Annotated in this window: 6 protein-coding genes; all 6 read left to right on the plus strand. The window is 72.5% G+C overall.

The genetic code is table 11. The annotated features are described in order from the left end of the window. Positions 1-29: 29 nt before the first annotated feature. Positions 30-809, plus strand: coding sequence for a hypothetical protein (locus ACZ7OH_RS38975; RefSeq protein ID WP_470285485.1), 780 nt, complete (start codon positions 30-32; stop codon positions 807-809). 77 nt (positions 810-886) lie between these two features. Beyond that, on the plus strand, positions 887-1,246 hold the full coding sequence (locus tag ACZ7OH_RS38980) for a YciI family protein (RefSeq protein WP_470285486.1): 360 nt from the start codon (positions 887-889) through the stop codon (positions 1,244-1,246). Between the two features lie 40 nt (positions 1,247-1,286). After that, positions 1,287-2,573: an alpha/beta hydrolase gene (locus ACZ7OH_RS38985; protein ID WP_470285487.1), complete on the plus strand. Its 1,287-nt coding sequence runs from the start codon at positions 1,287-1,289 to the stop codon at positions 2,571-2,573. 187 nt (positions 2,574-2,760) lie between these two features. Continuing rightward, positions 2,761-3,885, plus strand: a complete 1,125-nt coding sequence (locus tag ACZ7OH_RS38990; protein ID WP_470285488.1) for an adenosylhomocysteinase — start codon at positions 2,761-2,763, stop codon at positions 3,883-3,885. A gap of 61 nt (positions 3,886-3,946) precedes the next feature. Continuing rightward, positions 3,947-4,822, plus strand: coding sequence for an LLM class F420-dependent oxidoreductase (locus ACZ7OH_RS38995; protein WP_470285489.1), 876 nt, complete (start codon positions 3,947-3,949; stop codon positions 4,820-4,822). A 173-nt stretch (positions 4,823-4,995) separates the two neighbouring features. Next, positions 4,996-6,000 (plus strand): hypothetical protein (locus ACZ7OH_RS39000; protein WP_470285490.1); only part of this gene is annotated, 1,005 nt, incomplete at its 3' end.

Raw genomic sequence — 6,000 nt, forward strand, 5'->3', positions numbered from 1 at the left:
GACCACTTCGTCAGGAAGGACACACCGACGTGCCCCCATTCCCCCGCAGGACGGCCCTCGCCGTCGTCGCCCTCACCATCCCGATCCTGTTCAGCCCCGTCGCGCAAGCGGCTCCGCTGTGGCACCCCGATCCGGCCACCGACGGGCTCAAGGCCTTCGAAGGCATCGAAGCCGACCGCGGCAACCTCCACCCGGACCGCAAGTACGTCGTCGTCGAAGGCGACCACTACCGCTTCAACATCTGGAAGGACGACCGCGACACGACCGGCGGCGGCGACCGCCAGCGCACCGAGTCCAAGGGCATGGTGCAGAGCGGCACGACGCTCAAGATGCACAACGGCGAGACCTGGACGCTGTCCTACGAGATGTACATCCCGGGCACCCTGCACGGCACCAGCAAGTTCACCCACATCTTTCAGACCAAGACGCCGTCCACCAACGGCGGCCCGTGGGTGACGCTGGACCTGACCCGCAGCGGCAGCAAGGAAATGCTGAACGCCCGCGCGTACGCCAACTCGGGTTCGCCGAGCATCGCGGCCACCGATCTGTCGCCTCTGCGGAACAAGTGGATCACCATCGAGTGGACGTTCACACCGGGGCCGAAGGGCAAGGCGGCGTGCGTCATCCGCAACGGGACCGGATCGAGCGCCCCGGTCGCGGCGCAGGGCAGCATGTCGAACGTGAACATCCCGGACCAGGGTGACTACGTGCGGCCGAAGTGGGGCATCTACCGCTCGATCCAAAGCGCTTCGTCCGACATCCTGGACACCTACCTGCTGTTCCGGAACTACACGGCCTCGCGCAAGTAGCCTTGTCGACCCGGGGCGGGCCCGTTCGTATGAGCGGTGAGCGGCGGGACGGGCCCGCCCGCGCGAGGAGGAGCGTCATGGCGCACTACCTGCTGTCCGTGCACAGCGTCGAAGGCGAAGTCCGCGAGCCGCCCACCGAGGCGGACATGCGGGCGATGCAGCAGCGGCTCGGCGACGTCGAGAACGACCTCAAGACGACGGGGGCCTGGGTGTTCAGCGCCCGGCTGGACGACCCCGCCGCCGCGCGGGTGGTCCGGGAAGCCGGCGACGGGCTGCTGACCACCGACGGGCCCTTCGCCGAGTCGAAGGAGCACATCGGCGGCTTCTACCTCATCGAAGCCGACGGTCTGGACACCGCGCTGACCTGGGCCGCCCGGGTCACCGCCGCGATCCACGCGCCGATCGAGGTGCGCGCGCTCGCCGGGTTCGCCGCCTGAGCCGTGGCGGCGGACCCCGGCCCGGGGTGACACTGGCGCCATGAAGGTCGTCGACGGGTACCCCGGCACACGCCGCCCGTCGACGACCGCGCGCTACGCCACCCCGCCGCCGCTCAGACGGGGTCCGGTGCTGGTCACGGCCGCTTTCGCCGCCCTCGGCGGGGCGCTGATCCCGGCCGCTTCGGTGCCCGCGCTCTGGCGGATCTGGCAGTTCTACGCCATGTTGTTCGCCCTGGTCGCGGCCATCGAGGTGGTCGCCTTCGTCGCGGTCCTCGGGTGGCCGACCCGCAAGACCGCCCACGCCGGCGCGTTCATCGCCACCGGCGGCCTCGCGCTGTGGGTGGCCAGCCGGCCGCTCGGGCTGCTGACGCGGCTCGACCCCTGGCAGCCCGCGGACACCGTCGTCGGCTTCACCGACTACGTCGCGGCCGCGCTGCAGGTCGTCGCCGTACTCGGCTTCCTGGTCGTGGCGCGGCGGCGCGCGCACCCGCGGCCCTCGATGCCCCGGCGCGTGACGGCGTGGATCCTGCTGTTCCCGGTGCTGCTGGTCGTGCTCGTGGCCGGCGCCGCGGGCACGGTCGCGGCCGGCGACCGCATCAGCGGGACGGCCGCGTCGGCCCTCCTGGACGGCAGTACCGTCGAATACTGCCGCCCGGGCGGCATCCCGCTCGCCATGGACCTCACGCGCCCGGCCGCCGGCGCGGCCGCCCCGGTGGCGCTCTTCCTCCACGGCGGCGGGCTCGTCTCCGGCAACCGCCGGCCGTCCGGCCCGGGCGCGCTGCTGGCCGGCTCGCGGCTGGTTCCCTTGCGCGACGCCCTGACGGCACGCGGGTTCGCGGTCGCCTCGATCGACTACCGCCTCGCCCCCGCCGCGCGCTGGCCGGCGCCGCTGGAGGACGCCCGGTGCGCGGTCCGGTTCCTGGGGGCCAACGCGGCGGCGTTGAACCTCGACCCGGCGCGGATCACGGTCGTGGGCACGGGTGCCGGCGGCACCCTGGCGTCGCTGCTGGGCGTGGCGGGAAAGCCGGAGGTCCGCGCGGTGGCGGCGGTCGACGCCCCGGCGGACTTCGACCTCGCGGGACTGGATCCGCTCACTCGGGCCTCGATCCTCGTGGCCCTGGGCCGTTCCCCGGCGACACTGCGCGAGGCGAGCCCGCTGACCTACGCGGGTGTGGGCGCCCCACCGTTCCTGATCGCGGGCGGCCGGAAATCGGCCGAGTTCGCGGACCACCTGCGCGCGGCGGGCGTCCCGGTGACGACCGGCGACGGCGACCCGGCCGAGGTGGCGCGGTTCCTGGCGACGGCGACCGGCACACCGACGCCGTGACGTCGCCCGGCCCGTGCCGAGCGCCCGAAGCGGGCAGGTCGTCGAGCGCCGCCAGCTCGAAGTCGTGCGGTAGCTTGGAGGCGTGGACGGACGGGCGATCTTCGGCGATCACTCGTACCGCTGCGACTTCTACGGTTGACGGATTCCCCGCTCCGGGTCCTTTTCTCCGTCAACCGCAAGGAAAACCATGTCTTCATCCGTGCACTGGGCGCTCAAGCACATGCCGCTGACCGCGGCCGCCGTCGAAGAGGCCGCGCCGGTGCTCGCCGGGCGGCGCCTGGCGATGTGCCTGCACGTCGAACCCAAGACGGCGGCCCTGGTCACCCTGCTGGCCCGCGCCGGCGTCGAAATCGCGCTCACCGGCTCGCCCGGCACGACGCACGACGACGTCGCGGCCGCGCTCCGCGACCTCGGGGTGGCCGTGCACACCCGCCGGGCCGACGACGAAGCCGACCACGCCCGCAACGTCGCCGCGGTGCTCGAGTGCGAGCCGGACCTCACGCTCGACAACGGCGCCGACCTGACGCTGTCACTGCTGGCGTCCGGGACGCCCGCGGGCTACCTCGGCGGCACCGAAGAGACCACCACGGGCGGTTTGCGGCTGCGGGAGGCGGCCGTGCGCCACCCGGTGGTCGTGATCAACGACTCGCGGCTGAAGCTGCTGGTGGAGAACGAGTTCGGCGTCGGCCAGAGCGTCGTGCAGGGGTTCCTGAACGCCACCAACCTGATGGTGCCGGGGATGCGCGCGGCGGTGCTCGGCTACGGGCCGTGCGGCAAGGGCGTCGCGGACACCCTGGCGCGGCTCGGCGCGCGGGTCGCGGTGTGCGACACCGACCCGATGCGGGCCCTGCAGGCCATTTTGGACGGTCACCGGGTCGGCTCCGCCGTCGAGGTGCTGTCGGACGCGCAGGCGGTGTTCACGGCGACGGGCGCTCCCGGTGTCGTCGGGGCCGAGGAGCTGGCGGCCCTGCCCGACGGCGCGCTGATCGCCGGGGTCGGGCACTTCGCGTGGGAGATCGACGCGGCGGCGCTGCGGGCGGCGACGGTCCGCACGGTCGAGTACGGCGCACCGGGCCGCCGGGTCGGCCACGTGCTGGCCGACGGCCGGGAGGTCGTCGTCCTCGACCGCGGCCGGATGCTGAACCTGACGGCCGCGAACGGGAACTCCATCCAGGCGATGGATCTGGGGCTCACCCTGCAGGTCCGCAGCCTGGCGGCGGTGGCCGCGGGCGGGCTCACTGCCGAGGTCCAGCCGGTGCCGGCTCCGGTCGAGCACCGGATCGCCACGGACCTGGTGGCCGCGCTGGCTTGACCTGGAGCGCGCTCCAGCCTCTAGCGTGAGGTCACGCGACAACACGTCAGGAGCACGTTCCATGGAACTCGGATTCCACCTCCCCATCTTCGACATCGAGGGCGGGACCACCGCCATCGCCGGTGAGCTCGCCCGCGTGGGCGCCGCCGCGGAGGAGGCGGGGGCGACCTGGCTGTCCTTCATGGACCACTACTTCCAGATCGAGCCCACCGGCCTGCCCGCCGAGTCGAACATGCTGGAGGGGTACACCACCCTGGGCTTCCTCGCCGCGCACACGTCCCGGGTCGAGCTCGGCCTGCTCGTCACCGGCGTGACCTACCGGCACCCCGGCCTGCTCGCGAAGATCGTCACGACCCTCGACGTCCTCTCGGGCGGCCGGGCCGCGCTGGGCATCGGCGCCGCCTGGTTCGAGCGCGAGCACCGGGGGATGGGCGTGCCGTTCCCGCCGGTCGCCGAGCGGTTCGAGCGGCTGGAGGAGACGCTGCGGATCTGCGGGCAGATGTGGGACCCGGCCGACAACGGCCCGTTCGAGGGCAAGTACTACCAGCTCGCCGAGACGCTCTGCTCGCCCCAGCCGATCAGCCGGCCGAAGGTGCTCATCGGCGGTGGCGGGGAGCGCAAGACGCTGCGGCTCGTCGCCCAGTACGGCGATGCGTGCAACCTCTTCGCTTCGTCGCCTTCGGACGTGGAGCACAAGCTGGACGTGCTGCGCCGCCACTGCGACGACGTCGGCCGCGACTACGACGAGATCCGCAAGACGGTCCTGGCGAACAACCCGCGTCCGACGCCGGAGACCCGCGACGACTTCGTCCGCGCCATGGCCGACTACGCGAAGCTCGGGATCCGGCAGGCGATCATCACACCGACGACCGGCTCGCCCGCCGCGTGGATCGAGGGCATGGCGCCGGCCGTGCCGCAACTGGCCGGACTGGGCTGAAGTTTTACCGCCCGATAACCCGGGCTCTGGTATCCAGGTAGCGGCTGGCGGACCGTCGGCCGCTTTCTTATGTCCACTGTGGACTCCTGCTGGTCGTTTTCCTCTTGCGGTGAACCGTTCCCGGTGTTGCGCCGTGTGCCGTGGTGAGGTGGCGACCAGAGAGGAGGGGCTCGATGCCCCACGCACGCAGTACCGGACGACACCGCAAACCGGCGACGATCGGGCTGGTCGCGCTGCTGGGAGTCGCGGGGGCGACCGCGACGGCGGTCGCGCTCAGCAGCCCGGCGAGCAACGCGGCCACGGAAAGCTGCGGCGGCCTGGACACGGCGCTGCAGAACAACCTGACGTTCATCGCGGGCCAGCAGGCCGCCCCGGACGCCCAGTCGGCGGCGAGGATCGCCAACCGCCAGGCGGTGGTGGACCAGATCCAGCAACGCCGCGCGGCCGCGGGCTGCGGCGGCGCGGTGGCGGCGAACGAGGTCGCGGCCCAGTGCGCGGCGGTCGCCAAGGCAGGCGAGAAAGCGGCCGGAGCGGACGCCAAGGGCGCGGGCAAGGCCGCGAAGGGCAAGGCCGCGCAGCAGGGCATGGGCGCGGCGAACGAGAACGGCATGGCGGCCAAGAACGGCGCGGCGGCCCAGAACGGCATGGCCGATCAGAACGGCATGGCCGCCGGGAACGGCGCGGCCGATCAGAACGGCATGGCCGGGAACGGTGCGGCCGACCAGAACGGCACGGCCGACGCCAACGGCATGGCCGCCCAGCAGGGAGCCGCCGACCAGGGCAAGACGGCCGCCGGCAACGGCAAGGCCAAGAAGAACAAGGCCGCCGGGAAGAACGCGAAGGCCGCCCAGGACGCCGCCGCCCAGGATCAAGCGGCCGCCCAGGCCTGCGGAGTGGTCGAGCAGTGCGTGACCCAGGCCGCGGGAGCCGCCGACGCCAACGGCATGGCGAACCAGCAGGGCATGGCGAACCAGCAGGGCATGGCGAACCAGAACGGTATGGCGAACCAGCAGGGTATGGCGAACCAGAACGGTATGGCCAACCAGCAGGGCATGGCCGACCAGAATGGCGCGGCTGACCAGAACGGTATGGCGAACCAGCAGGGCATGGCGAACCAGAACGGTATGGCCAACCAGCAGGGTACGGCCGACCAGAATGGCGCGGCTGACCAGAACGGC

It is taken from the genome of Amycolatopsis sp. NPDC114478 (assembly GCF_055633805.1).